Origin of the sequence: Psychromonas sp. (assembly GCF_047632995.1) — a bacterium.
Lineage (GTDB): Bacteria > Pseudomonadota > Gammaproteobacteria > Enterobacterales > Psychromonadaceae > Psychromonas.
In genome coordinates this window covers 1-25,596 of the sequence record NZ_JBLIEK010000050.1, presented here as the reverse complement: position 1 = coordinate 25,596, position 25,596 = coordinate 1, and the positions used below count along the sequence as shown (strand labels likewise).

The window sequence follows — 25,596 nt, the reverse complement described above, 5'->3', positions numbered from 1 at the left end:
GACTTGTCAAATTTCAAATTCAGCAGCAGGTTCACCTAGGCTAACATCTGCTGCTTTTGCTCCTAAAATCTGAAAAGTAAAGATTAAGGATGTATAAAAGCGTATTGCGCTTCTAGTATGGTGGAAAATAAAATTATGTTGCCATCTCTTTTATGCAGTTTAGCTTTGATCAGTGCCCGAGCAACTGGGCGATTCATATTAGTTAAATAGATTTTAGTATTGGATTTTTCATATTGTTCTATCAATTTCAATAGTGAAGAGATACCACCGGAATCGATCATAGATGCGTTTTCTAGATTTAATAAAATTCCACTGCATTGATCCGTTAACAAGGCTAATTCGCCAAAAATCCTATCTGCCGCGGCAAAAAACAGTGGACCGTTAATATCAAATACTTTGAATGATTCACCAAGGGGGAGTCCTGAATCATGTTTTTTGGTGGTATTTTTAAGTTCGGTCAGTTCTGACATACGGCGCACAAATAATAAGGAAGCGAGCATAATACCGGCAATAATAGCCACCACCATATCAAATAATATAGTCAGTGAAAAACAGGCAAAAAATACGGCAATATCACTTTTACTGGCCGTTTTTATAAGGTTCAGTGATTTGTGAAACTCCCCCATTTTCCATGCCACTATAAGTAATAAAGCCGCCATGCTGGGCATTGGAATATAAGACAAAATGGGGGCGGCAAATAAAATCGCCAATAAGATAAAAATTCCGTGAAAAACACTGGCTAAGGGGCTTTTGGCTCCGGTTTTACAATTTGTAGCAGAGCGGGCAATGGCTGCGGTCGCTGTTATCCCGCCGAAAAAAGGGGCGATGATATTGCCAATCCCCTGACCTAATAATTCGCTGTTTGCGCTGTGGCGAGTTTTGCTCATATCATCAAGTACAACGGCACAGAGTAACGATTCGATCGCGCCAAGTGCGGCGATTGCAAAAGAAGCATAAAGAAGATCCGAAAAGAGTGTGAGATTCCAGACTAAAACAGGATCATCAGGTAATGTGCGTGACCAGGGCAACTCAAAACTGGGCATAAAGGGGGGGATACCATGGCCTATGCTGCCATCGGCAAATAAAAATTGATAGGTTGAGCCAATGGTTGCAACGTGCAAATCTATGGATCCAAGCATGACGGCACATAAGCCACCTAACATAAGCGCGGGTAGATGGGGTGGAATTGATTTGATAAAATAGGGCCAGATAATGAGCGCGGCTAGGGTGAGCAGACCTATTGATAGTGAGGTAACATCGAATGCAGGAATCTCTTCCAGTAATACGCCCACCTTTTGATAAAAATGGCTGGGAAACTCTGTAAGTTCTATGCCAAGCAGCTCATCGACTTGCAGCACCGCAATAACTACGGCGATACCGCCCGTGAAACCTAAGGTGACGGCTTGCGGTACATATTCGATATATCGGCCCAGTCGTAAAAAAGCCATAGCGATTAGCAGGATACCCGAGAAGGCGGTGGTGACCAGTAAACCCGCCAGCCCATATTGGTGAACTATTGGTTGAAGGATCACCACAAAGGCCGCGGTCGGGCCAGATACACTAAAACGAGAGCCTCCGAGCAAAGGGATCAGTATGCCCGCTACTGCTGCGGTATAAAGGCCATATTGCGGTGGTACACCTGAGGCAATGGCAAGAGCCATCGCCAGAGGAATTGCGATAATCCCCACTGATATCCCAGACAAAATATCTTTGCGTAGATCTAAAAGTGAATAACTATTGTTTATAAATGATTCGCGCATTGAATGTGCGATACGTAAGGAGAAGAGGTGGGCGCGATGAGACAATTTATGACCTTCATTTAAGTTAGGCTAGCCGATTGTGCACATGTTACTATTATCGCACTAGAATTCAATGCTAAGTTAATGAGCGTTGAATATAACTATACTGATTTTTATTTAATAAATGAGGCAGTAGACAGCAAAGATTAGGCGCTATTAACCGAAGTCTTACAGTGTATCCTGAACAGCGCTTAGTCCATACTGAGGGTGTTTTTAAAAGAAAGGTTAAGCAAAAAATGTTAAAAAAGTCACTCCTATTATTAATCCTGTTATCTCTTTGTAACGGATCAATAGCCTCTGAAAATGAAGTGGATAAAAGTATCTATGAGCAGCCCTTAGTTGAGCGTTACGTTTTAGATGAACTTAAGTCATTACGCTTTGATCAACAAGATTTAGAACGCCGTTTAATTGTCGATATAACCAATCGCGAATTGGCGCTTGCGGATACATCATTAGGTTATGCATCCAATACAGTGACCTACTTTTTTTACATCATTGCCGGTGTCGCTTCGTTAATTGCTATTATAGGCTGGCAGTCATTTCGCGAAATCCGTGAAAACACAAAGAAAATGGCCGCTCAACAGATCCAAATAATTTCCGCTAGATATGAAGAAAAATTTCAAGTGTTAGAAAAAGATTTAAGACGTAAAACTCGCCGTATTGCTGATGTTCATCTTGAAATTGAAACAATAAATGAGATTCATTCATTATGGCTGCGCGCGCAAAAAGGGCAAACACCAGAAGAGCAGATAGAAATTTACGATGAAATATTAAAGATTCGCCCTGGCGATCTTGAAGCGCTCACCTCAAAAGCCGATGCAGCAATGGAAATTAAAGAGTTCCACTGGGCGCTCAGCATCTGTAATCGTGTATTAGAAGTCGATAATAATAATATCAGTGCGTTATATCAACGTGCCTGTGCTTATGCTTGTTTAGGCGTAGAAGATCAAGCTGTCAATGACTTAGATAGAGCGATTGTTGGACGAATTTCATTACGCGAAGTGGCCGCAGATGAAGCTGATTTTGAAAATTTAAGAGGCCATGATAAATTTGAAGCTTTGCTAGCGAATGATATCTAGACCTAGATTATCTGCACTCCATTTCATCTTTGGACAGTACAGATAATCTAGTAACAGGGGGAAACTCGGCGGGCTTATTTTTTTAGCAAGTAACGGATAGTGTTGGCTATCTGTTTTGGGGTCTTATGACCGCCAACAATGACCTGGTAACGGCCGTTAACAATAAAGGTCGGTACTGCGTTGATCCCCGATTGCGTTGATAAGCGTTCAATATTAGCCACTTTATGGCGCAAATCATCATTTTGCTGTTGGCTCAATTGGTCCGGACTAATCAGCTCCCGTGCCTTGAAAACGTTTTTAATGGCTTGTGTTTTTTCGGTTTCGCTGCTGTCTGATGGCATCTGCACGGCGGCAAACAGCTCATCCATAAACGCACTATCGGGTGTTGTGCCTAGCTGCATCTCCGCTGCATAATAGATAAGGGCTGCGGCCTGTGCCGAATCATTAAATGTAATATGCATCTTACCAATATCTGTACCTGCTTCCTCGCTTATCTGCCCTAAAAAGTGTTCCATATTACGACAATGACCGCAGGTTAATGAAAAAACTTCGCTCACAGGGGCTAAGGTTTTATCTTCAAGCGGCTTGGCAATCGCCGTGTATTGCTGGCCTTCCTGGGGAACTGTCTGGTCACTGCAGGCAAGTAAAAACAGAGCCGAAAAAAAGACAATAAATAGTGGTTTGATAAGCAATTTCATTTCAATATCTCATATAGTTGTTGAACTGGTAAGGCATCTTAAATGACCCCTAGAAGTAAATAATAATCGAAGTAAAGCATAACATTATCAAGAGCAACAATTTTTATGATCCGATTTTATTCTTAATCTGTTAAATAACACCTTGGCCATTAATACAGCCAAAATGATACCTGAGCTATAAAGTACGGCCGCAGGCAATAGCGCTTGCTCTTCACCAATCATCGGCATGACCATAAAACCGAAAGTTTCCACTAAGTAATTTACGAGTATGCCTGATAGCAATGCGACACTCAGCACGCCACCAAGATAGCTCCACAGTGCACGTTTACCTAACTCTTTAGCAACCATACTGATGGTTGCAATATTAGTTGCCGGGCCGGCTAACATAAAAACCAATACTGCGCCCGGCGAGATGCCGGCAAGCAACAAACCTGCCGCGATAGGTGTGGAAGCGGTAGCGCAGATATACATAGGTATAGAGATAATAACGATAGCCAACATGGCTAAGATACCATCGCCCCATTCGGCCATAAAATATGCGGGCAGATAGGTTTGTACTAATGCGGCAAAAAACAGACCTATCAGTAAGGCAACGGTTATATCATCGACTAAATCAGTGGCAGCAAAATGCAGTCCTTTAGCGATTCGAGTGATAATGGTTTTATCTTTAAATTCGCTGGCAATATCATCAGTTGCTGCGCAGCAGTCTGACTCTTTTTTATGTTTATGCGGCGCTTGCTCGGCTGAGTGGCTAGTGCAGGAGTTCTCTTTTTTGTCAGCACAACAGCTTTTATCTGCTGCTTGTAAAGTTGTTTTAGGTAAATTGTCAGATGAATGAGAGATCTTATTTTTCTGAACATCATCTCGTCCAACCAATAACCCCGCAACAATTGCACTAATAATAGCGGCTATCGGTCTGACTATCGCCATAAAAGGACCGAGTAGGACATATGAAACAGTGATCGAATCGACTCCGGTTTCAGGCGTTGCAACTAAAAAAGAGGTGGTTGCTGCTTTAGAGGCGCCCGCACGTCGTAGGCCTATGGCCGCTGGAATAACACCACATGAGCATAAAGGTAACGGGGCACCCAGTAGTGCTGCCTTTATTGTGGTTTTAATGCCATGACCGCCGAGCTGTTTTTGCATCCATGCCATAGGTACAAATATCTTTAACATGCCCGCTAATAGCAACCCGAATAATAACCAGGGCGCGGACTCTAAAAATAGATTTATAAAATTTGTGAATAGCATAGTTAACCTTTATTTTGACCGTTTTTTATAGAGTGGGATTGCTTCTTTTTTTGTGATCTATTAGCGCATATTATTGAGTCTGAGTCTGAGTCAGACTGCAGCCCCTCTAAAATAGAACAATTTTCGGCACTCTCTGGGCCGCCGCAGCAGGCATCAGATAACCGTTGTAACGCGTTATTAAAATAATTAAGCTCATCGATTTGAGCTCTCAGATGTTGTAATTTATTATCCACTACCCCTTTCACATCAGCGCACGCCCAGTTGGCTCTATCTAACTCAATAGAAAGGAGCTCAGCTATTTCCGTTAAAGAAAACCCAATCGCTTTTGCTCTTAATATAAAAGACAAGTGTTCAGCGTCATTTTCGCTATAGATTCTATAGCCAGACTCAGTGCGGGAAGAGGGGGTTAATAAACCCTGCTTGTCATAAAACCTCAATGTATCGGTTTTCACCTGATAGCGCAGTGCGAGTTCCCCTATGCGATACATATTATTATCCTTTAATAGCTAAGCTCGATTAATATTTGCGGACTGTTTACAAGTATAACCTTAAAGTTGAATCCAAGGTCAAGGGGGATTCTCGGAATAGGTGTTTTATATGAGTTTATAAAATAAGGGGCTTTTACCATAGTGATTGGCTATCTATCTACAAGTACGCTAGGTTTTTTATGATAGCTATTTTAAATAGCGGGTTAATTCTCCACCTCTAACGATTTAATAATCATCTCCTCACCCTGCAAAATTTTAACGCACAGCTGACCGCAATGCTCACAAGGCTCATACCATCCAAAGGTGCTAACCTGTTGCTGACAATGTTGGCAAATGCCGATTGCAGGCTTACTTTGGATCACAAGCTGCGCCCCCTCTGCTAAGGTGTTTTTGGCCACCGCATCAAAACAGAAATACAGAGATGAGCTTTCGATTCCGGCTAACACACCGATTTCTAAGGTGATTTTAGTGACCTTTTTAAAGTGATGTGTTAATCCATTCTCCTCCAGCATTTCGATCAGGTTTTCTGCAATGGACAGTTCATGCATCGGATTTCTCCTCTGCCACCACTACCGTTTGTTGCAGTAACTGCACGGGATCTTGGCAAGTTAACAGCGCTTTTAAAAATGGAGTGACCAGTTTAATGTTTTCTTTTGCCTGTTTTGATAAAGGCGCGCCGAGACCAAAATCGTAACCGCGAACGCTAACCAGAAAGGCGGGTGGGGATGGTTTATGTTGTGTTTTTTGATAGAGCGTCATTAATGCGCTTGGGCTTAATGCATGACTAGTATAGCCGATATTCTCTGCCGCGTGCACCGGCGTTATTTGATAGGCTGTATCACCTTGACAGCTGGCATCAATAAAAATAACGCAAGCGTCACCGCTAATATCGCAGACATGCTCAGGCTGCAGTTGAAAATCTTCTATCAGTTGAATCTGCGTAAGTGAAAAGCTCGCAATAAACTGTTTAATAATCTGGTGCAATGTGGGACCGATCGCGTCATCCCCGCGACTTGGATTACCCCAGGTAAATAGGTTTAATACTTTGTGATTGTTTTTTTCCATCACAACCTCTATTTATATAGCGTTCCATCTGAGTTTTTAATTAACTGGCTAATCAGTTCACCGCTTTCGAGGGAGCGCATTTCGACTTTTAACGGCATTTTACCCATGGCATGAGTTGCACAGGACAAACAGGGATCGTAAGCGCGAATAGCGACCTCTATATTATTTAAAACGGCCTCACTGATTTCACGACCATTAATTTGCTCACTGGCGACGACACGTATCGATTCATTTAATGCCGTATTGTTATGGGTTGTCGCGACAATAAGATTGGCTTTGGTGATAAGATCGTCTTCACCCACCTGGTAATGATGAAATAGCGTGCCGCGTGGTGCTTCAATTACACCAATGCCTTCATTTTGGCGTTTTCCCTGAACGATCAGATCGTTTCCCGTGATCATCGCATCATTGAGTAACTCTTTTATCTTTTCGGCAGAGAAAAGCACTTCTATCATGCGCGCCCAATGGTAGGCTAATGTGGCATGTACCGGCTCTTTTCCGCCATAAGCAACAAATTCCTGACGCGCGATTTCAGCCAGCGGCGTCGCTATATAATCACAATTATTAATGCGTGCTAATGGACCCGTTCGATACCAACCTTTCTCTTCACCCAGTGCTTTAATAAAAGGGAATTTCATATAAGACCACGACTTAACCTCTTCCTGAATAAAGTCTTGGTAATCGCAGTAATCCTGCTGATCAAAGAGGATCTTACCGCTGGCATCCTTTAATCTTAATTTGCCATGGTAAAGATCCAGCTCACCATTTTTGCCTACTAAGCTTAAATAGTTAGAGCGTAAAAGGGCAAATTTTTTGTGAAAGGGCTCGTTTGCTAAATAGCAGTCTCTCGCTGTTTTAACGGCGCTTTCTGAGCTGGCAATAATTTGCTCAATATCCCCGAGAAGATAGTGCCGGTCCTCCCTACTTAACGGCTTATTCATTCCGCCCGGGATGCAACCCGTACCATGAATTCGTTTACCGCAAATGACTTTTATCACCTCTTGCCCATACTTCCTTAGCTTCACCCCCTGCAGCGCGAGATCGGGATGTTTTTCAATCACGCCAACAATATTTCGGCTGGCAATATCGCTCTCAAACCCAAACAGGAGATCGGGAGAACTGAGATGGAAAAAATGCAGGGCATGGGACTGCAAGGTCTGCCCGTAGTGCAGTAACAGTCTTAATTTATAAGCTGTTTCAGTCAGCTCTGTTACACCCGCTATCATATCAATCGCCTTGCCTGCTGCGATATGGTGGCTTACCGGACAGATACCGCAAAGTCGCTGTACCAATATAGGGATCTCCCAATAGGGGCGCCCTTGGATAAAACGTTCAAATCCTCGAAATTCAACAATATGTAAACGGCACTGCTTAACCTGGTTGTTATCATCAACGAGCAGGGTCACTTTGCCGTGACCCTCCACTCTTGATACCGGTTCAATCACAAATCGTTTTAGATTATCGGGGCTTGCTGCTGTTTCTAAATTGCTATCCATGTTGTTATCCATAGCACCATCCATTAATCAAAATGTAATAAGTCATAGGGTAATTCGGGCTCTTTGCCGTTCAGCAAGTCACTGAGTATTTTCCAAAAAGCATCGGCTGGTGGCGGGCAACCGGGAAGAAAATAATCGACCTTGATCACTTCATGAATAGGGTAAACTTTTTCAAGTAGATAGGGGATCTCTTTATCGATAGGGATCTTCGGATTTACCAGACCAATACCGTTAAGGTAAGCCTCATCCAAGCAGGCTTTGACATCGATGCCATTGCGCAGTGCCGGCACGCCGCCGTTAATCGCGCAGGAGCCCACGGCAATAATGATTTTACAATTTTTACGAAAATGCCTGAGCACTTCAATATTTTCTGTATTACAGACGCCGCCTTCAATTAAGCCCAGATCACAATCTTCCGCACAGCTTTTTATATCGTTCAAAGGGGAACGGCTCAACTCAACTTGTTCAAGCAGTTCAATAATGCGCTCATCAATATCAAGAAATGACATGTGGCATCCGAAACATCCGGCCAAAGAACAGGTCGCAAGTTTAAGTTTTTTCTTTGGCTGCGGCTCAGCGGCTTGCGCTTTGCTTTGTTCTTTTATGTTACTTGTTGGGCGGATATTACCGACATCACGAATCGAGTGCTTATCATAAATCCGCTCACCGATAGGCGTTTTAAATCCTTCCCCTTTTATGATAATACAGCCCACAGGGCAGATATGGGCTGATTTATCAGTGACTTTCATATCGGTATCTTTTAAATATCCACTTTTTGAGTTGACCGCCAGTCTTTTATTAATACTGCGTCCGGCAATGTTGAAGATATCTTTTTTATCGACTTCTGTACTCGCTCGAATGCACAATTCACAAAAAATACAGCGGTTATGATCCAGCATCAGATGCGGGTGGCTGGCATCGACATTTCTTTGCGCATTAAACTGCGGAAAATGCAGATCAGTCACCCCTAAATCATAGGCTAATGCCTGTAATTGGCAGTTACCGCTGCGCTCACAAAAAGGGCAGTAATGATTACCTTCGACAAACAGCATCTGCACTAGGGTGCGCCGCATCATCAAAAGTTCATGCGTCTCATTTTTGACCTGCATTCCCTGCTCAGCTTGGGTACAGCATGACGATTTTTTACGACCGTTAATCTCGCAGGTACAGAGTTTACAACTGCCGTTGGGGGTGAATTCCGGATTAAAACATAAATGCGGAATATAGATATTGGCTTTAATTGCGGCCTGCATAACCGTTTCTCCCTCTTTAAAAGGGATTTCACGATCATCTATGGTGAATGTCTGTCTGTGCTTGATCATAACAATCAATACCTTATGGTTCGCTCTCTAGGGTAACTATATCAATCGCACGTTGAATCGATTTTTCTACATTAAATGAAGGTTGATACTCTTTATCTGTCATGCGTTTGACAAAATACTCGGGAAACTTTTCTAATGTTTCTAAGAGGGGCTCTGCGGCTCTGCGGCCTAACCCGCAATGGCTCATTTTATTCATCACATGGTTAAGTTTTTTTATGCTGTCCAGATCCAGACTGGCACCTTGTCCGGTGGCGACTTTATCGGCCAAATCACAGATAAGTTTGGTTCCCACCCGGCACGGGGTACAAAACCCGCAGCTTTCATGCATAAAAAAATGGGTGAAATTAAGCGCATTTTCCAGAATATCGCGGCTTTGGTTAAACACCATAAAAGAGCCGCCTGTATTAAGATCATCAAATGAGATAACGCGGTTAAATTCAGCGGGGGTGAGCAAAATACCGGCAGGACCGCCAACCTGCACTGCCTGTACTGATTTTGCGCCGCATAAATTGAGCACATTTTTCACCGGCAGCCCCAAGGGGATCTCATAAATCCCTGCTTTTTCCACATCGCCACTGATGCTTAATAGTTTGCAACCGGTAAAGCCGGCAAGCCCTTGATCCGACAAGTTATCCGCACCTTTTTCTATAATAAGGGCGGCATAGCAAAAGGTTTCTACATTGTTGACCACTGTCGGTTTACCTAAGTAACCGTGAGTAACCGGGAAAGGCGGGCGGATTCGCGGGATAGCCCGTTTACCCTCAAGGGATTCCAGCAAAGCCGATTCTTCACCGCAGACATAGGAACCGGCACCCATAAATATTTCAATATCAAAGCTCAGCTCACTATTTAAAATATTCGCGCCTAATAAGTTGGCCGCACGACGCTTCTGCAATGTTTCCTGGAGCTTTTTATAGAGGTGCTGATATTCATAACGTAAATAAATAACGCCTTTATGGGCGTCAATAACATAGGCACAAAGGGTCATTCCCTCAATTAATTGATCGGCATAGCTGTTCAGCAAGACTCTGTCTTTAAAGGTACCTGGTTCGCCTTCATCGGCATTACATACCACATAGCGCTCATTGTCGTCGCTTAACATGCAGGATTTCCATTTTGCAGCGGTTCTGAAACCGGCACCACCACAGCCGCGCAGCCCGGACTTGTCAATTTCGGCAAGGCTGTCGTGAGGATCCGTTGCCAGTGCTTTTTTAATTGCCGCCCCGGGCTTGCTTTGAGAATTTAATAACACGCCTTTACTTTGGATATTGTCAGCTACCTCAAACCACGCCTTGGGCCATTCTTCAAGAGCAATATTTGCTTCAATTTTAGCAACAATATGTTCGACTCTTTGTCGTGTTAAAGCGGTTAATGCTAAACCGTTAACCAATGCCGCTGGTCCATGATCACTCATGCCTGTGCAGGAGGTGTTGGCTACTGTTACCCGTCCGTCTTCTCGTGGTTGATTTAATTTAACATTGAGTTTTTCACAGAGATAAGTGGTGATCTCATTTTTACCCGACATATGATCGATAATACTGTCGCTGATGTAGATGTCGTACTGTCCACGTGAGTTATAATGCAGAAAGTGATAAAACTCGATCAGCGCCCTTATTTTAGGGGCTGATATTGCCAATTCAGTAGATAGCAGGGTTATCGCATGCTCTGATATATAGCCATATAATAATTGGATATTACGCAGTATTTGTAATAGATAAGCGGGATTGCCTCGATAGCCTCTCACTTGATTATGGATGAGTGTAGCAAGCGCTGTGTCCATTGGTAATGCTCCTAATATTGCTTTAAGCACGACTTTTGTCCGTTAAAAATTAATAGGCGACAGCCTCTCAAATCGCCGACCATGAACCGATATCACTTCTTTAAATGTAGACTATAATCCGTTATTGAATTTTAGATAGACCAACATTTTGTTCCTTATGATAGTAGTAGAACACTCGGCAATGGTGCGCTTAAAGCGGACAATATCAAATCGATTTAGAAGTTGGGAGGTGCGATAAGTGCCTTGAAAAAGGCAACTCATCAAAAAGGGTAAATGCAGTTATTAACATTATTTCAATATATTAATGGCCATTTTTGTTTTTATTTGTTGCTCTGATCTCAGCCAGCATTAGAGGTGCAGTGATACTATAATCAAAAAACATCCGTGTACTTTCGTGCGCATGACTATCAATCGAAGAGGATCATTAAGTGACAAATCCGTTATTAGATGAATATGCGTATTTAAATAAAATCCCCTGTGCAACAGAGGTCTATTTGCAAGTAATTACACCAATACAGGCAATTCGCTTAAAAACCCGTTTAATTGGTGTGGATCCCTATATGTCGGTAATTGTGGCGAACGGCAGTGATCAGGAGTGGTTAGCAGCTAAAGAGTCTATTCGTGAAGGACAGAAGATGATTGTGCGTTTAGTGAATGGTGAACAACCCGACGCGCATATTATTGCTTTCCAGACTCAGGTGCAAAAAATAATGAGTATCGCGGGGCATTGGCTGTTACTCGATTATCCTAAAACGATACAGCGGGTTGCATTACGTCAACATTCCCGCCTACCAACAAATATAGATGCATTGTTACTCGATTCGCAAACAAAAAAAATCTGCTGTAAAGGTGTATTAACCGATATATCTAGTAATGGTGGCGCCTTTATTGGAGAACCGATGCAAGGAACCGTTATTGATAAACAATTTATCTTAAAAGTTAAGCTGGCAAATGAGCCGGAAGCGCAAATGAGTCTAGTTGTTGTTAAAAACAGTAAAAAATTAAGCTCTCATAATTCGTTAGTGCAGTATGGTTTAAATATTATGGGTACAGAGGAAGCATCAAAGTTATTTGTTGAGCATCTGGTTTTATACGCTTTGTTTAATTAGGACTTACTGCTACCTGATGCAGTGGCTATTTAGTCAGGGTTTTAGGTTAACCACTGCAAAGTTGAATCTGCCTAAGTTTTTAATTGAAAGTTACTGGCAATAGATATTAAAAAGGGGCAGTTATGAAAACATTAATTATTTTTGTGATGCTACTGTTTACCCCGCTTAGTCACGCGAATGACGAACAGATAGATTTTATCGGTTTCACTTTTGAAAATGATGCCTTTTTTAGAGACGATGGTCTCTATAGCAATGGCTTGACCGTTTCTTGGGGCTACAATGAGCTGAGCAGTTTAGAGGAGGACACATTACCCTCATGGCTTGCATACCTCGCGCAGAAAAGCTATTTAACTAAAGATCCGGATAAAACCTATTCCGTTACTTATCGTTTTGCTCATCTATTACAGACAGCGATAGAGCTCTCCGCTGAAGAGCTTGTCGAAGAAGATGCCCCTTATGTTGGATTATTAGCTTGGAATGGACAGTTAGGCGCTTATGATGATTTTGTGAGCGATCAGTTAAGCTTAACCTTGGGCATGGTTGGCCCGCTTGCTGGTGGTGAACTTGTACAAAGTACAGTGCATCAATTAATTGGTTCAAAGGCGCCGCAAGGTTGGGATAACCAAATTGATAATGAGTTTGCCTTTCGTTTGCAGGCACAGCGGTTATGGCGTATTTATAACCATCCGCTGGGTATTGGCGAGTATGATCTGTTAACTGGCCTTAATGGTGGCGTCGGTAATTTACGCTCTGATATCGGGGCTGGCATTGGTTTGCGTTGGGGGAGAGCGTTAGCTGATAATTTTTCATCCGCTTCGGCATTCCCCAGCAAAAAAATGAATAGTGCTAATAATAGTGTGCATGGCTGGTATCTTTTTGTGAATAGCTCCGCTTTTTATGTTGCCAATGATATTTTTATGGATGGCAATACCTTTCAAGACAGTCATAGTGTCTCTCTTATCCATCAGCAATTTGGCATCTCGGCAGGGGTTATGGTCAATCTTTATCATTGGAAAATTGTATATACACTTTTTCAGCAGAGCGCTCAGTATCAGGGGCAAAATGAGGCTTCCCGCTACGGATCCATTACTGTCTCGTATAATTTTGATTAATACCCTTGGGTAATGTAGCGGGACTGCATGGATCGGATGCGCATAAAACCTTATTCATTTTTCATAATGGTTTGCGTGCTGCCATAACCGACTGTACTTTTATCTTCTGACCTCTCGCTTCAAGCTGTCTGAGAGTATCGGCGCTCAAGCCTCTTTCTACTAACCACTGGTAATGAATACGCCGCTGCGTTCGCTTCTGTAATCAACAATATTATTCAAGGGATCATTCGCTAAAGTAAGTGACTTAAGACAATCGCACCGACTAAGCTAAAATTCACACTTTTAAGTGATAATAAGGATCAGTGAATAAGGTTAAATTGCATCGTTAAGTCTCGGGTTAAGCGGTGACTGAGGGAATTCTTGGCTGAATATTCCGTCTGTGATCAACTACTCAGTCTATAATCTAAAGAAGTGAGTTGATACTCGCGTTATATATAGCTTAATAGTGAAAGTCGATAATAAAGGGATCATATGAACAAATTAATCATTGTGTTAATAATCATATTTACTCCGCTTAGTTATGCTGAAAATGATGTAGATTTTTTTGGGGTTACGCTTGAAAATGATTTCTTTTTTAATGATGACGGACTTTATACCAATGGTCTGATTGCGACTTGGGGATATGACGATGTCGAACGCTTAGATGAGCAGGCATTGCCTGATTGGTTAGCCTATCTTGCACAGAAAAGCTATTTAAATAAACAGCAGGATAAGCGTTATGCCATTACTTACACCGTTGCTCAGCTGATACAGACGGCAATCGATGATTCAGTTGAGGAGCTTATAGCAGAAGATTCGCCGTATGTCGGTATGCTTGCTTGGGAGGGGCAATTAACCGCCTATGATCACTTAACCCTTGACCGGTTAACTTTAATTCTAGGGATGGTGGGGCCTGTTGCCAGCGCCGAGTTTACACAAACCGCTGTTCATAATGTAGTAGATGCACGAGATACGCGAGGGTGGGGTAATCAAATAGGTAATGAAGCTGTTTTTCGAGTGCAGGCGGATCGTTTATGGCGTATTTATGACAAAACGCTGGGTAATACGGAATTTGACGTGGTATCAGGTGTCAATGCTGGAATAGGTAATTTTCGCTCCGATATAGGAGCGGGGGTGGGACTGCGTTGGGGACAGGAGCTGCAGAACAGTTTTTTATCGGCCTCTGCATTTCCGATACAGAAATTAAATCGTCCCCAGCATAGTCCGAATGGCTGGTATTTTTTTGTGAATAGCGCTGCTTTTTATGTTGCCAATGATATTTTTATGAATGGTAATACCTTTCAAGACAGTCATAGTGTCTCTCTTATCCATCAGCAATTTAGCATCTCGACAGGTTTTATGGTGAATCTTTATCATTGGAGCATTGTATATACACTTTTTCAGCAGAGCGCTCAGTATCAGGGGCAAAATGAGGCTTCCCGCTACGGATCCATTACTGTCTCGTATAATTTTGATTAACCTGTTGAGGTTGATTAATAACCTTTGCTTAATGCAGACGGGCTGCGTGGATCGGATGCGCCATAGAAACCTTGTTCGTTTTTCATAATGGTTTGCGTACTGCCCATAACCGACTGTACTTTTATCTTGTGACCTTTCGCTTCAAGCAGCCGAATAGTATCGGCGCTCAAGCCTCTTTCTACCCGAATATAATCGGGTAGCCACTGGTGGTGAATCCGTACCGCTGCGCTCGCCTGCGCAATATTCATTTTATAATCGACAACATTTAATATTATCTGCAGTGTCGTCGAGATAATTCGCGAGCCACCCGGCGTACCGGTAACTAAGTAGGGGCGATTATTTTTAAGTAAGATGGTTGGGCTCATTGAACTGAGCGGGCGTTTATTCGCGGCAACCGCGTTTGCTTCACCGCCAATTAATCCATAACCATTTGGCTCGCCGGGTTTCGCTGAAAAATCATCCATTTCGTTATTAAGTAAGATCCCGGTACCCTGCGCCACGAGTCCCGAGCCATAACTGAAATTAAGTGTATAGGTATTGGATACTGCATTGCCCCATTTATCCATAATACTGAAATGGGTGGTTTGATTGCTTTCATAAGGCGCTAACTTGCCGGGGCTTACCTTATTGCTTGCTGAAGCTTTGTTGAGATCTATCTCTTTAATCAGATCTTGGGCATATTTTTTGTCAGTTAAGGCTTTGACCGGCACGTTTACAAAATCGCTATCTCCCAGATATAAACTGCGGTCTGCATAAGCGCGGCGCATGCTTTCAACCATAAGATGAATACTCTGGGCGCTATTTTGCCCCAACTCAGCCAAGGGGTAGTTCTCTAGCATATTTAGCATCTGCACTATATGTATTCCTCCAGAGGAGGGGGGCGGCATAGAGATGACCTTATAACCGCGGTAGCTACCCGTGATAGGTAAGCGTTGAATCGCCTGGTAATTTTGCAGATCGGTTTGTGAAATAAAACCACCTGCCTGTCGGACCGATTTCTCTATTTGTGAGGCGGTAAAACCGCGATAGAAACCGTCCGTCCCCAGTTCTGAAATACGCGTTAAACTAGCCGCTAACGCTTTTTGTATAAAGCGCTCTCCGGCCTGATAACTGCTGCCATCCTTTTTAAAGAATATTTCTTTGCTGCTTGGCCAGCGGCTTAAACGTGGTTTTGCTTTATTTAATGAATTGGCGAACTCCGCGCTGACAATAAAACCGGATGCAGCCAGTTTAATCGCGGGAGCTAACAGTCTCTTGCGGCTTAACGTGCCGTATTTTTCACGGGCAAGCTCGAGTCCCATTACAGTACCCGGCGTGCCGATAGCCAGGCCATGATCACGAGATAGCTGTTTTTGCACATGACCATTTTTATCTAAATACATATTTTTGGTGGCTTTAGCGGGGGCTTTTTCCCGATAATCAATGGCAATGGCGCGTTGTTCTTCGGCCAAATAAACCAACATAAAGCCACCACCACCAAGATTTCCGGCTCTGGGCAGCGTGACGGCGAGGGCGTAACCGACCGCAACGGCAGCATCAACCGCATTTCCTCCCTGTTTTAGGATATCCACACCAATTTGTGTGGCCAGCGCTTCTTGAGTTGCGACCATTGCATGCTCTGCCCAAATTGGTTGATGGATGGACATTTGGCTATAGATTGCCTGCTGCTGAGGTTTTGGCGGCGCTGTTGCGTAACTATTTGATGCGAATAAAAAGCCAGCACAACAAAGGGATAATAGGGCTTTAGTGAAAGTCATTGTTTTTTCCTTTTGGCTATCTATATAACTGATGCTCTTTAATATAGTCATTTACTGCTTCGGGAACTAAATAATCAATACTGATATTGTTTTTTAATAACTGACGAATTTCAGTGGATGAGATATCAAATTGCGTGGTGCTTTGAAAATAGATTTTACCCGATTGTAAGTTATGTAAATCATGCTTGTCGGTTGTGCTGCAGCGATCCACAACTTCCTGCACTGTACTATTAAACTGGCAATGCCATTTGGGACGCTGACTAATAATCAGATGGCAATAATTAAGTATCTCCTGCCATTGATACCAAGTATCAAAACTGATTAAAGAGTCCATCCCCATAATAAAACAGATTGGGGTTGTCGGATAAAGTGCTTTTAATTCTTTTAAGGTCTCTATGGTATAGCTGGGGGTTGCACGATTTAATTCTCTTGTGTCAATGTCGATTCTAGCTTGCTGTTGTATTGCCAGTCTGACCATTTCGCTGCGTTGTTTGGCGCTACAATGGCTGGCTGATTTGTGGGGGGCAATATGATTTGGCAGGATAAAAAGTTTCCTCAGTGATAAGGCCTCACTGATTTCCAACGCTGGGCGTAGATGCCCAAAATGGATAGGATCAAAGGTGCCCCCTAAAAATCCAAGAGCTTGCTGCTGGCTATTATTGTGCATCTATTTTTTTCTCTTGTGAAGTCAGAAAAAAGAGGCGCTGATTGCCTCAAGTTTTAACCAATTACTGTCACTGTTTTCAACTTTTATCGCTATTTCCATCGCCGCGCATTCAATAATCAGTTTCTCAAGTTGGCTGCTGTTGAAACGAGATAAAGCATCGCCTATAAGTTTCTGTTTAGCCGGCCATAGTTTTTGCTGGTTAAGCAGTTGTGCTAGCGGCGTGTGCTGATTTTGATAGCTAAGCTTAAGCAGTTTTTGAATTTCATTGGCAAGTGTTGCACTGAGTAAGAGCAGCTCGCTACCTTCTGCTTTAAGCTGCTGTAAGATCCGTGTCGCACGAGACTGATCTCCCGCTAATAAACTGTCAATCCATTGAAACAGACTGAAATGGTTGTAAGTGGTAATGCTCTGCTCTACTTGCTGCAGGGTCAGATGTTGCTTGGGAAATAATAGCGCAAGCTTTTCAAACTCTTGCTTAGCCGCTAATAAATTTCCTTCAAAATGAAGGCACAGGTAATCAACGACCTCATTACTTGCATGTAACTCTAATGTTTTAAGTCGTTGGAAAACCCACTGCGGGAAACGGTGCGCGAGGGGGGCATTGGCGCTGACAAAGATCCCTTGCTGCTCTAAGTTTTTAAACCAGACACTGCTCATTTGCTGGTTATTGAGTTTTGGCCCCTGCAATATAAGCAAGATATCGGCATTCAATAACGGCGTGATTTCACGAATAAAAGCGGTATTCTCTTTACTGGTTTTGCTGAAAGTTAGTTCGATTATTTTTTTTTCACAGAAAAGTGAGCGGCTACTAAATTCGCTGAAAATCAGATCGCTTTCAAATTTTCCATCTAGGCTAAAACTAAATTTTTCCAAATAACCTTGAGACTTGCCGACCCGCTGAATTTGCTCAACGGCTTCTAGGCAGAGCAGTGTCTCATCGCCAAAAATAAGACAGCAGCTTGGCATCTGTTGTTTGAGATGCTGCAGTAATTGCTCAGGATAAATTCGCATTATTTATTACTCGTCACTCTCTATTTTATCGATCAGATCGTTTTTTTTATTTTCCAAGCTGAGCATAGTAGTAATAATATGATCGGCAGCAATGACGCGTAGTTCTTGTGTTAACAGTTCTGCTTCCCGTGATTTAGCCAATGCTTGCGCAGGGTTTTCAAGAAAGTCCCGATACAGATTGACAGAAAAATATTGCGCTTGATAGCCTGGAGATTGGATGCTGTAACTCAAGTTATAACTTAGCTCTTGCTCTGCATTTTGTGCATTAACATAAAGAGAAATAGTACGTGATGAACGTCGTTCACTTTCTATTTTAAGCGTCGCAATATCTGACGCAGGTGAAGTGGCAAGTTTAATGCCTGAACCACGTAAACGTAGTTTTATTAAGCGTGCTAGTTCACCGTTAGGATCGCCACTTTGCAGGAAAATCTGCGGGTATTTTTCCGCAAGACCGTCATTGTGCTTTAGGTGGAAACCGCAGCCACTGATCAATAATAGAGACAGTAGCGTAAAGCATATTTTGAGGTAAAAAGCTTTTTTCAAGAGAAGGTGCATAAGCCGCCTTGTAAGTTATCTGATTTGAACCAGCAGGCGAGCAGGGTGGTTTCTACTCGCCTATATTGCCGATTAACTGCTCTTTAGTTAGCAACAATATTCAATAGTTTACCGGGTACAAAGATGATTTTACGAATCGTTTTACCTTCGGTAAATCGGTTCACATTTTCCTCCGCCATCGCCAGTGCTTGCACCGCATCTTGCTGCGCATCAGCAGGTACGGTCAGTTTACTGCGTAACTTGCCGTTAACTTGCACTATGATAAGTTTTGAATCTTCAACTAAGGCGCTTTCATCAACAATCGGCCAAGGCGCATTTAAGATCTCCTCAGATTGACCTAATGCTGCAAACAGTTCGCCTGAAATATGCGGCGTAATAGGTGAAAGAAGTTTAACCACCGCCACTAACGCTTCTTGCAAAATAGCGCGATCCTGCTCTGTTTCTGTTGCAGCTTTGGTTAATTTGTTCATTAATTCCATAACCGATGCAATGGCGGTATTAAACGTTTGGCGGCGGCCGATATCATCGGTCACTTTAGCAATCGTTTTATGCAGTTCACGACGCAGTGCTTTTTGCTGCTGCGTTTGTGATTGAAGATCTAAATCGCTAACTGTGCCTAATGCCACGTGGTCAAATGCGACTTTCCATAAACGTTTTAAGAAACGCAGTGATCCTTCAAGGGCAGAGTCTGACCATTCCAGCGTCTGATCGGCAGGTGCTGCAAACATCATAAACAGACGTACACTGTCTGCGCCGTACTTATCGATCATCAGTTGTGGGTCGATACCGTTATTTTTAGACTTAGACATTTTACTCATGCCGTCATAAATAACTGTTTGCCCCTCTTTCGTTTTAGCGGCAATAACTTTGCCTTTTTCATCCGTTTCGGTATCAACATCAGCGGGTGAAACCCAGACTTTGCCGCCTTTCGCATCTTCATAATAATAGGCGTCAGCTAATACCATACCTTGAGTAAGCAGCTTTTTATACGGTTCATCACAGTTAACTAAACCGAAATCACGTAACAATTTATGGAAAAAACGTGAGTATAAAAGATGCAGAATGGCATGTTCAATACCGCCTATATACTGATCAACCGGCAGCCAGTAATTCGCTTTCTCCGGATCCAGCATTTTGTCGTCGCTTTGCGGTGAGCAGTAACGCGCGTAGTACCAACTTGACTCCATAAATGTATCAAAAGTATCGGTTTCGTGTGTTGCCGGCTGACCCTTATAAGTGGTTTTTGCCCACTCTGGATCCGCTTTAATAGGAGAGATAATACCGTTCATCTGCACATCTTCAGGGAGAATGACCGGCAGTTGATCTTCTGGGACTGGCACAACAGAACCGTCTTCCAGATTAAGCATAGGGATCGGTGAACCCCAGTAACGCTGGCGTGAAACACCCCAGTCACGTAGACGGAAGTTAACCTGCCGTTTGCCTTTATTTTCACTGACTAATTTTGCTTCCACCGCAGAAAATGCCGCGTTGAAATCTAAGCCATCAAAATCCCCCGAATCAAAACAAACTCCTTTTTCAGTGTAAGCTTCAACAGAGACATCAACATCAACATCAGCGGGTTTAATAACGGCTTTAATATCTAAGCCATACTCTTTAGCAAACTCATAATCACGCTGATCATGTGCAGGCACAGACATCACCGCGCCAGAGCCGTAACCCATTAATACAAAGTTAGCTGTCCAGATTGGCACTTCTAAACCGCTAATAGGGTGAATTGCTTTAAGGCCTGTATCGACACCTTCTTTTGCCATGGTCGCAATTTCAGCTTCTGCTAATTTCACGTTTTTACATTTTTCACAAAATGCGGCCAGCGCCGGATTATTTTTGGCCGCGGCCAGTGCTAACGGGTGCTGTGCGGCAACCGCTACATAGGTTACCCCCATCACAGTGTCTGGGCGTGTTGTGTAAACAGAGAATGACTCGTCGCTAGCGCTTACTTTAAAGTCCATCTCGATACCTTCCGAGCGGCCGATCCAGTTGCGCTGCATAGTGCGTACTTGCTCTGGCCATTCATCAAGCTTATCTAAATCGTCTAACAACTCTTGTGCATAGGCGGTTATTTTAATAAACCACTGTGGAATCTCTTTCTGCTCAACAAGCGCGCCACTGCGCCAACCGCGTCCATCAATAACTTGTTCATTGGCTAGAACAGTCTGGTCAACCGGATCCCAGTTAACGGTTGCCATTTTTTTGTAAACCAGATCTTTTTCCACAAGTTTAGTGAAAAACCATTGTTCCCAACGGTAATATTCAGGTTGGCAAGTGGCCAGTTCGCGGCTCCAGTCGTAGCCAAAACCTAACTGTTTAAGCTGGGTTTTCATATAAGCAATATTATCGTAAGTCCAGCTTGCTGGTGCTGTGTGGTTTTTAATCGCAGCATTTTCAGCAGGAAGACCAAATGCATCCCAGCCCATAGGCTGCATTACATTTTTTCCCAGCATACGTTGATAACGGGAAACTACATCGCCTATAGTGTAATTACGTACGTGACCCATATGCAGTTTGCCACTTGGGTAAGGGAACATTGACAGGCAGTAATATTTTTCTTTAGATGGGTCTTCTGTGGCTTTAAATGACTGGTTTTCATCCCAGTATGTTTGGAATTTGTTTTCAATCTCTTTAGGATTATATAACTCTTGCATATTGTGTCTGCCTAGCAATAATAAATGAAATAATAAATAAGGCGTTAGGATACAGGAGCAAGGCCTCTGCAACAATAAATACGACTAATAAGGCGGTTTTTCCTTATCATTGCAGTAATAAACAGGATGAATTGTTAAAAATGTATGATTTATGCATAACTTTTATGAGAGGCGTCAAAATATAGTCAGCGATATCTGTGTTGAATAATTATTTGATAGAAAATCAACAAGCAGTACAATTATGTGAGTCGTGTTGTTTGTTCAAATTATTGGGAGGTTTGAATGACTAACAAAATGAAAGCGTTGCTGCTCGATAAAGATGAACTGGAGTTTTTGTCAAAACTGCTTTTGCATGATGAGGGGACTGATTCTAAAAAACTGGAGTATAATCTCAGCTCCTCTTTCGAAGGAGAATCGCTACTTTTTCAATTAGCTTGTGATCATGATTTGCAGCTTGTGGCTAATTATGGCAATCATCATATTGTCTTTCCTGTGCAAATAGAAACGGGTGATTTTGCAAATTTGAAGATGACGTTAAAAGCTGCTGAAATTTTTGAAATTGGCAGTAAGCTGCGTTCATGGCGTCTTATCCCTAATAATAAAAATATTCATTTAATTAATGAAGCGGGGGAAGAGTCTCAATTTCAAATTAAAGACGTTTCAGCTTCCGGTATCTCTTTTTTAATGGGGGATTTTACACAAGCAGATTTTCCTGCTGTGCTTGATAATGTTTTTCTACTGCTTCCCAATCGCAAAAGGTTAGCTATTTCAGGTTTGCAAATCAGTCGGGTAGATGAGGAAGTAGTAGCATATTCATTATCAACAACTGATGAAGGCGTGTTAGCCGCATTACATGAATATTTGTTTGAATGCCATACACAACAATATGAGTAAGCCTAAGCGCAGTAATCCCTGTAAGATTTATCTTGCCCTCTTTTTTTTGATGGTTATTTAAACGCATTGTTGTTTTTATCGGCAAGCAGTTTATTTTTATTAAAATATTCTTTACAAATCAAATCAATAATCGCTATTATCCACCTGTTCCGGAGGGGTGGCAGAGCGGCTGAATGCACTGGTCTTGAAAACCAGCGAGGGTTTATAGCTCTCCGAGAGTTCAAATCTCTCCTCCTCCGCCACATTTAAAAAACCACTCTCGTAGTGGTTTTTTTCGTTATAAAGATTAATAATAGGAGTTTAGCGCGAGATTCAAATCTCTCCAGCTTTAACTCGGCCACATTTAAAAACCCACTCTCGTAGTGGGTTTTTTCGTTATAAAGCTTAATGACGAAAGTTTAGCGTAAGATTCAAATCTCTCCAGCCTTAACTAAGCCACATTTTAAAAGGCTTCTCATATGAGAAGCCTTTTTTCGTTATAAATATTAATAATAGGAGTTTAGCGCGAGATTCAAATCTCTCCAGCCCTTAACTCGGCCACATTTAAAAACCCACTCTCGTAGTGGTTTTTTTCGTTATAAAGATTAAGAATAGGAGTTTAGCGTAAGATTCAAATCTCTCCAGCCCTTAACTCGGCCACATTTAAAAACCCACTCTCGTAGTGGGTTTTTTCGTTATAAAGCTTAATGACGAAAGTTTAGCGTAAGATTCAAATCTCTCCAGCCTTAACTCGGCCACATTTTAAAACCCACTCTCGTAGTGGGTTTTTTCGTTATAAAGCTTAATCCCACTCTGGCATTTCTTTTAGATCTATTCGATTAAATACACTGTGCATACTATCTGTGGTTCTCGCCTAACCTATTTTTTATTAATGGCGGTTACTGTACAAGTCACTTACTCAATCAGTCTTATTTCTTGGTGTTTATTTGTGCAAGTTGCGGGATTTATCGTCAAACAGTTTTTTTTATGGATTTGCCCTTTACAAATTGAACCAATGTTCGCTATTATCACTTCGTTCCGGAGGGGTGGCAGAGCGGCTGAATGCACTGGTCTTGAAAACCAGCGAGGGTTTATAGCTCTCCGAGAGTTCAAATCTCTCCTCCTCCGCCACATTTTAAAAGGCTTCTCATATGAGAAGCCTTTTTTCGTTATAAAGATTAATAATAGGAGTTTAGCGCGAGATTCAAATCTCTCCAGCTCTTAACTCGGCCACATTTTAAAACCCACTCTCGTAGTGGTTTTTTTCGTTATAAAGATTAATAATAGGAGTTTAGCGCGAGATTCAAATCTCTCCAGCTCTTAACTCGGCCACATTTTAAAACCCACTCTCGTAGTGGTTTTTTTCGTTATAAAGCTTAATAACGAGAGTTTAGCGCGAGATTCAAATCTCTCCAGCTTTTAACTCGGCCACATTTTAAAACCCACTCTCGTAGTGGTTTTTTTCGTTATAAAGATTAATAATAGGAGTTTAGCGCGAGATTCAAATCTCTCCAGCTCTTAACTAGGCCTTTTTTTGTTATAAATAAGTAAGTTATCCCTTCTTCTATATAGATATTTGTACACTTCTGTTTTCAACACTATTATTACCACTGTTGATCCTAATTGCGCATTGAGTTTTAATATGGACTCATTTACATAATTGTTAACTAACGCATAGAGTGATGTTTTTTGATTATGTAAAACGTTACTTTTTAGATAATATCAGCCCATTATAAACTGTGATCGTTTTAATTTGATGTGTAAGCTGTGTACTTAGACATTTACGGAGAAATTTTTGTGATAAATATCCTGTTGGTCGATGACCATGAATTAGTTCGTACAGGGATTCGCCGTATCATTGATGATGTTCGAGGCATGAAAGTTATTGGAGAGGCGCAAAGTGGTGAAGAGGCGGTAAAATGGTGCCGTAGTAATACTCCAGATGTGGTACTGATGGATATTAATATGCCCGGTATCGGCGGTTTAGATGCAATGCACCGGATTTTACGCATCAATGAAGGTATAAAAATCATTATGTTAACTATGCATACTGAGAACCCTTTCCCATCCAAAGTGATGCAGGCTGGTGCGTCTGGTTACTTAAGTAAAGGCGCTGCGCCTGATGAAGTGCTGAGTGCGATTCGTTCGGTTAATTCAGGGCAACGTTATTTAGCGCCGGAAATAGCTCAAAAAATGGCGCTTTCACAGATATCCCCCACAACTGAAGATCCCTTTAGTGTACTTTCCGAAAGGGAGTTACAAATTATGATGATGATAACAAAAGGGCAGCGTGTTGTTGATATCTCTGAACAACTTAGCCTGAGCCCGAAAACGATCAATAGTTATCGTTATCGCTTATTTGAAAAATTGGGTGTGAAAGGCGATGTTGAATTGACGCATTTAGCCATTCGTTATGGCATGCTTGATGCCGACACTTTGTAATATTTTGCACAACCCTGGTAATATTTTACATAAGCACAATGAGGCGTCTGCGGGTGTCTTTCTTATATGAATTTATTTTCAGCAACAGAGTTTTTAAAAACCGTCAGCAGTGAACCTGGCGTTTACCGTATGTTTAATGATCAGCATACGGTGATCTATGTAGGCAAGGCAAAAAATTTAAAAAAACGTCTTAGCAGTTATTTCAATCTTACCCAAAAGCACCCTAAAACATTGGCTCTGGTAAGTCATATTGCAAATATTGAAGTCACGATCACCTTTAGTGAAACCGAAGCGTTGATTTTAGAGCACAACTTCATTAAACAATACAAGCCTAAATACAATGTGTTATTACGCGATGACAAATCCTATCCCTATCTTTTCTTAAGCAATCATAAACATCCGCAATTAACATTGGTGCGCGCGCAAAACAGAAAACGAAAAGGTACCTATTTTGGTCCTTATCCAAGTGGTGGCGCTGTGCGTGAAAGTTTGCATCTTATGCAGAAGCTTTTTCCAATCAGGCAGTGTGAAGACAGTTATTACAGTAATCGCTCACGGCCCTGCCTGCAGTATCAGCTTAAACGCTGCCTGGGACCCTGTGTAAATGCGATGGCTGAAGAGGAATATAAACATCAGGTTGAACTCGCCACTGAATTTTTACAAGGTAAAAGCCAAAGTGTGATCAGCCAGTTGGTTGATGAAATGGAGAGTGCAAGTCAGTTGCTTGAATTTGAAAAAGCGGCTTTGCGTCGCGATCAAATTCAATCCCTAAAAAAAGTACAGGAGCAGCAATGGGTAAGTGGTGAAATTGAACAGCTTGATGCAATTGGATTTGTTTATGAGCATGGCATCGCCAGTATCCATCTGCTTTTTGTTAGACAAAACAGAATTTTAGGCAGTCGTAATTATTTTCCGAAGGTGCCTAAAAATTCCAGTAAAGATGAAGTGTTAAGCGCTTTTTTAAGTCAGTT

General features: G+C 42.2%; 21 protein-coding genes and 2 tRNA genes. 9 read left to right on the top strand and 14 right to left on the bottom strand.

Annotated features, from left to right (window positions below; translation table 11 throughout):
• Window positions 1-83: 83 nt before the first annotated feature.
• A complete protein-coding gene (gene dauA, locus ACJAT7_RS10260) occupies window positions 84-1,805 on the bottom strand; it encodes a C4-dicarboxylic acid transporter DauA (protein WP_415226708.1) in 1,722 nt (573 codons plus the stop codon).
• 230 nt (window positions 1,806-2,035) lie between these two features.
• Here dauA and ACJAT7_RS10255 point away from each other — a divergent pair, with 230 nt between their 5' ends.
• Window positions 2,036-2,878 (top strand): tetratricopeptide repeat protein, encoded by an 843-nt coding sequence (locus tag ACJAT7_RS10255; protein ID WP_415226707.1) that lies wholly within the window; start codon window positions 2,036-2,038, stop codon window positions 2,876-2,878.
• Window positions 2,879-2,952: 74 nt separating this feature from the next.
• Here the strand turns inward: ACJAT7_RS10255 and ACJAT7_RS10250 are convergent, their stop codons facing one another.
• From ACJAT7_RS10250 to ACJAT7_RS10215, 8 genes are all read right to left on the bottom strand, one after another.
• Window positions 2,953-3,576 carry a thiol:disulfide interchange protein DsbA/DsbL gene (locus ACJAT7_RS10250; protein WP_415226706.1) on the bottom strand — a complete coding sequence of 208 codons (624 nt, stop codon included), beginning with the start codon at window positions 3,574-3,576 and terminating at the stop codon, window positions 2,953-2,955.
• Between the two features lie 87 nt (window positions 3,577-3,663).
• Window positions 3,664-4,827: an SO_0444 family Cu/Zn efflux transporter gene (locus ACJAT7_RS10245; protein ID WP_415226705.1), complete on the bottom strand. Its 1,164-nt coding sequence runs from the start codon at window positions 4,825-4,827 to the stop codon at window positions 3,664-3,666.
• A 2-nt stretch (window positions 4,828-4,829) separates the two neighbouring features.
• The gene (zntR, locus tag ACJAT7_RS10240) at window positions 4,830-5,315 is read right to left on the bottom strand and encodes a Zn(2+)-responsive transcriptional regulator (RefSeq protein ID WP_415226704.1); all 486 of its coding nucleotides are present in this window, start codon (window positions 5,313-5,315) and stop codon (window positions 4,830-4,832) included.
• Between the two features lie 203 nt (window positions 5,316-5,518).
• Complete coding sequence (gene hypA, locus ACJAT7_RS10235) at window positions 5,519-5,863, bottom strand: hydrogenase maturation nickel metallochaperone HypA (RefSeq protein ID WP_415226703.1); 345 nt, start codon at window positions 5,861-5,863, stop codon at window positions 5,519-5,521.
• Complete coding sequence (locus ACJAT7_RS10230) at window positions 5,856-6,380, bottom strand: hydrogenase maturation protease (protein WP_415226702.1); 525 nt, start codon at window positions 6,378-6,380, stop codon at window positions 5,856-5,858. The genes hypA and ACJAT7_RS10230 overlap by 8 nt, the downstream gene beginning before the upstream one ends.
• 8 nt (window positions 6,381-6,388) lie before the next feature.
• Window positions 6,389-7,888, bottom strand: a complete 1,500-nt coding sequence (locus tag ACJAT7_RS10225) for a Ni/Fe hydrogenase subunit alpha (protein WP_415226701.1) — start codon at window positions 7,886-7,888, stop codon at window positions 6,389-6,391.
• 11 nt (window positions 7,889-7,899) lie between these two features.
• A complete protein-coding gene (locus tag ACJAT7_RS10220; protein WP_415226700.1) occupies window positions 7,900-9,198 on the bottom strand; it encodes a 2Fe-2S iron-sulfur cluster-binding protein in 1,299 nt (432 codons plus the stop codon).
• Window positions 9,199-9,211: 13 nt separating this feature from the next.
• On the bottom strand, window positions 9,212-10,978 hold the full coding sequence (locus ACJAT7_RS10215; protein ID WP_415226699.1) for an NAD(P)H-dependent oxidoreductase subunit E: 1,767 nt from the start codon (window positions 10,976-10,978) through the stop codon (window positions 9,212-9,214).
• Between the two features lie 428 nt (window positions 10,979-11,406).
• Here ACJAT7_RS10215 and ACJAT7_RS10210 point away from each other — a divergent pair, with 428 nt between their 5' ends.
• The 3 genes from ACJAT7_RS10210 to ACJAT7_RS10200 all read left to right on the top strand — a co-directional run bounded on the left by ACJAT7_RS10210 (window position 11,407) and on the right by ACJAT7_RS10200 (window position 14,657).
• Window positions 11,407-12,087, top strand: coding sequence for a hypothetical protein (locus tag ACJAT7_RS10210; RefSeq protein WP_415226698.1), 681 nt, complete (start codon window positions 11,407-11,409; stop codon window positions 12,085-12,087).
• A gap of 122 nt (window positions 12,088-12,209) precedes the next feature.
• Window positions 12,210-13,199, top strand: coding sequence for a lipid A deacylase LpxR family protein (locus tag ACJAT7_RS10205; RefSeq protein WP_415226697.1), 990 nt, complete (start codon window positions 12,210-12,212; stop codon window positions 13,197-13,199).
• 471 nt (window positions 13,200-13,670) lie between these two features.
• Window positions 13,671-14,657, top strand: a complete 987-nt coding sequence (locus tag ACJAT7_RS10200; RefSeq protein WP_415226696.1) for a lipid A deacylase LpxR family protein — start codon at window positions 13,671-13,673, stop codon at window positions 14,655-14,657.
• A gap of 14 nt (window positions 14,658-14,671) precedes the next feature.
• On the opposite strand, the gene ggt is transcribed toward ACJAT7_RS10200, so the two are convergent.
• From ggt to leuS, 5 genes are all read right to left on the bottom strand, one after another.
• A complete protein-coding gene (gene ggt, locus ACJAT7_RS10195) occupies window positions 14,672-16,414 on the bottom strand; it encodes a gamma-glutamyltransferase (protein WP_415226695.1) in 1,743 nt (580 codons plus the stop codon).
• Window positions 16,415-16,430: 16 nt separating this feature from the next.
• Entirely contained in the window at window positions 16,431-17,081 is a 651-nt protein-coding gene (gene nadD / locus ACJAT7_RS10190; RefSeq protein ID WP_415226694.1) for a nicotinate-nucleotide adenylyltransferase, read from the bottom strand.
• Between the two features lie 21 nt (window positions 17,082-17,102).
• Window positions 17,103-18,092 carry a DNA polymerase III subunit delta gene (gene holA, locus ACJAT7_RS10185; RefSeq protein ID WP_415226693.1) on the bottom strand — a complete coding sequence of 330 codons (990 nt, stop codon included), beginning with the start codon at window positions 18,090-18,092 and terminating at the stop codon, window positions 17,103-17,105.
• Window positions 18,093-18,098: 6 nt separating this feature from the next.
• Complete coding sequence (lptE, locus tag ACJAT7_RS10180; protein WP_415226692.1) at window positions 18,099-18,647, bottom strand: LPS assembly lipoprotein LptE; 549 nt, start codon at window positions 18,645-18,647, stop codon at window positions 18,099-18,101.
• Between the two features lie 83 nt (window positions 18,648-18,730).
• Window positions 18,731-21,310 (bottom strand): leucine--tRNA ligase, encoded by a 2,580-nt coding sequence (gene leuS, locus ACJAT7_RS10175; protein ID WP_415226691.1) that lies wholly within the window; start codon window positions 21,308-21,310, stop codon window positions 18,731-18,733.
• Window positions 21,311-21,592: 282 nt separating this feature from the next.
• On the opposite strand from leuS, the gene ACJAT7_RS10170 reads away from it, so the two are divergent.
• From ACJAT7_RS10170 to uvrC, 5 genes are all read left to right on the top strand, one after another.
• The gene (locus tag ACJAT7_RS10170) at window positions 21,593-22,204 is read left to right on the top strand and encodes a hypothetical protein (protein WP_415226690.1); all 612 of its coding nucleotides are present in this window, start codon (window positions 21,593-21,595) and stop codon (window positions 22,202-22,204) included.
• Window positions 22,205-22,355: 151 nt separating this feature from the next.
• A tRNA-Ser gene (locus ACJAT7_RS10165) sits at window positions 22,356-22,446 on the top strand.
• Between the two features lie 777 nt (window positions 22,447-23,223).
• Window positions 23,224-23,314, top strand: a tRNA-Ser gene (locus ACJAT7_RS10160).
• Window positions 23,315-23,980: 666 nt separating this feature from the next.
• The gene (uvrY, locus tag ACJAT7_RS10155; RefSeq protein ID WP_415226689.1) at window positions 23,981-24,625 is read left to right on the top strand and encodes a UvrY/SirA/GacA family response regulator transcription factor; all 645 of its coding nucleotides are present in this window, start codon (window positions 23,981-23,983) and stop codon (window positions 24,623-24,625) included.
• A gap of 66 nt (window positions 24,626-24,691) precedes the next feature.
• The coding region (uvrC, locus tag ACJAT7_RS10150) for an excinuclease ABC subunit UvrC (RefSeq protein WP_415226688.1) at window positions 24,692-25,596 on the top strand (905 nt) is incomplete at its 3' end.

Bases quoted from the DNA above. Each gene is read 5' to 3' on its own strand.
- ACJAT7_RS10255 (WP_415226707.1), top strand. From the start codon at position 2,036: ATGTTAAAAAAGTCACTCCTATTATTAATCCTGTTATCTCTTTGTAAC.
- ACJAT7_RS10250 (WP_415226706.1), bottom strand. From the start codon at position 3,576: ATGAAATTGCTTATCAAACCACTATTTATTGTCTTTTTTTCGGCTCTG.
- ACJAT7_RS10245 (WP_415226705.1), bottom strand. From the start codon at position 4,827: ATGCTATTCACAAATTTTATAAATCTATTTTTAGAGTCCGCGCCCTGG.
- zntR (WP_415226704.1), bottom strand. From the start codon at position 5,315: ATGTATCGCATAGGGGAACTCGCACTGCGCTATCAGGTGAAAACCGAT.
- hypA (WP_415226703.1), bottom strand. From the start codon at position 5,863: ATGCATGAACTGTCCATTGCAGAAAACCTGATCGAAATGCTGGAGGAG.
- ACJAT7_RS10230 (WP_415226702.1), bottom strand. From the start codon at position 6,380: ATGGAAAAAAACAATCACAAAGTATTAAACCTATTTACCTGGGGTAAT.
- ACJAT7_RS10225 (WP_415226701.1), bottom strand. From the start codon at position 7,888: ATGGATAACAACATGGATAGCAATTTAGAAACAGCAGCAAGCCCCGAT.
- ACJAT7_RS10220 (WP_415226700.1), bottom strand. From the start codon at position 9,198: ATGATCAAGCACAGACAGACATTCACCATAGATGATCGTGAAATCCCT.
- ACJAT7_RS10215 (WP_415226699.1), bottom strand. From the start codon at position 10,978: ATGGACACAGCGCTTGCTACACTCATCCATAATCAAGTGAGAGGCTAT.
- ACJAT7_RS10205 (WP_415226697.1), top strand. From the start codon at position 12,210: ATGAAAACATTAATTATTTTTGTGATGCTACTGTTTACCCCGCTTAGT.
- ACJAT7_RS10200 (WP_415226696.1), top strand. From the start codon at position 13,671: ATGAACAAATTAATCATTGTGTTAATAATCATATTTACTCCGCTTAGT.
- ggt (WP_415226695.1), bottom strand. From the start codon at position 16,414: ATGACTTTCACTAAAGCCCTATTATCCCTTTGTTGTGCTGGCTTTTTA.
- nadD (WP_415226694.1), bottom strand. From the start codon at position 17,081: ATGCACAATAATAGCCAGCAGCAAGCTCTTGGATTTTTAGGGGGCACC.
- holA (WP_415226693.1), bottom strand. From the start codon at position 18,092: ATGCGAATTTATCCTGAGCAATTACTGCAGCATCTCAAACAACAGATG.
- lptE (WP_415226692.1), bottom strand. From the start codon at position 18,647: ATGCACCTTCTCTTGAAAAAAGCTTTTTACCTCAAAATATGCTTTACG.
- leuS (WP_415226691.1), bottom strand. From the start codon at position 21,310: ATGCAAGAGTTATATAATCCTAAAGAGATTGAAAACAAATTCCAAACA.
- ACJAT7_RS10170 (WP_415226690.1), top strand. From the start codon at position 21,593: ATGACTAACAAAATGAAAGCGTTGCTGCTCGATAAAGATGAACTGGAG.